Annotated in this window: 2 protein-coding genes; both read right to left on the reverse strand. The window is 32.0% G+C overall.

The features are described from left to right. Positions 1–390 (reverse strand): ExbD/TolR family protein (locus tag ACFSJT_RS17855; RefSeq protein WP_378321705.1); only part of this gene is annotated, 390 nt, incomplete at its 3' end. Between the two features lie 293 nt (positions 391–683). Then, a complete protein-coding gene (locus tag ACFSJT_RS17860; RefSeq protein ID WP_378321706.1) occupies positions 684–1,166 on the reverse strand; it encodes an ExbD/TolR family protein in 483 nt (160 codons plus the stop codon). Between the last annotated feature and the right edge of the window lie 69 nt (positions 1,167–1,235).

The raw sequence follows: 1,235 nt of genomic DNA on the forward strand, positions 1-1,235 counted from the left end.
ATACGTAGTTTCTCTATTGTTACGTAAAGAAATTACTGCTTTTGTGGGATTATCTGATGAAGAAGGATCTCTATCTCCTTGACAATAGTCACATTTGTCTTCACCTGTGCCACCGCCATTATCTAAAAATGCTATAGCAGCTTTTTTAAGATCACTTATCTTCATTATATGATCTTCTACCAATAATTGATTAAGCTGATTTAATTCTACCTTGAAAAGATTCTTTTCCTTAATGTCAGCTGTGGCAGGATCATCTATTAATGGCGGTAATTTTCTACTTATACCTCGATCTGTTTCTATTGTTGTAGAAATCAAGAAAAAGATAAGTAATAGAAACGCAATATCTGCCATAGATCCTGAATTGATACTTGGTGCTAATCTCCTTGCCATAATACATATATCTAATTAATAATTACTTACAGAATCAAAAGACTGTGATCATGAATGAAAAGAACTAAGTAGAAGAAAATGTGGTTTAATTACAGTTATTTTATCTACATATTCAATATCACTTTGGAAGGTTAGATATTAATGTAATAAAATGATAGATCACAACGGCTATATGATATTAAAGAAACAATTGTTATGCCAATCATGAAACATAAGGGTAGAAAAATGCAAAAAAAATCCCACCTTGAAGGTGGGATTCTCTATTTCCATAAGACATATTGTTATCGATACTACTACTTCAAATTTTTGGCAGCATCTCCTTGTCTTGTAGTGTAATTAATTTTTAAGGCTTGTACATCTCTTAATTCTTTTTTAATATCACCTACAAGTCCCATATTTGTATCTCCATCAACTTTAAGAGCTGTAGTCAAAAAAGGTATTAATTCCTCTCTCTTAGCAGTTCTTTCTGCCAAAATAAATGCCTTTATATCCTCTACAGCTGCAAACTTATCATTAAGTTGTATTCTAGGTTGGTTACCGGCACTTGCACGATATCTAGAACTTGGCTTACCTGCATAGATATACATTACCAAGTCTTTCTTATCTAGTTTCTCTATCTGATCTGCATACGGCAATTTATTTTCGATCATCAAAGTATTTTGACGCATTACCGTTGCAACCATGAAAAAGAAAAGTAACATAAATACAATATCTGGTAACGAAGCTGTAGAAATAGCTGGTAATTCGCCGCTTTTTTTCTTTTTAAACTTAGACATAAAAATTTTGTTTTACGTTACTACTATTTTCTTGGTTCAGCCTCAGAAAGTTTCTCAGGAAACAAAAAC

It is taken from the genome of Aquimarina celericrescens, from assembly GCF_042682765.1.
Taxonomy (GTDB): domain Bacteria; phylum Bacteroidota; class Bacteroidia; order Flavobacteriales; family Flavobacteriaceae; genus Aquimarina; species Aquimarina celericrescens.

Excerpts from the sequence above, each read along its gene's own strand:
- ACFSJT_RS17860 (WP_378321706.1), bottom strand. The coding sequence starts at position 1,166 with ATGTCTAAGTTTAAAAAGAAAAAAAGCGGCGAATTACCAGCTATTTCT.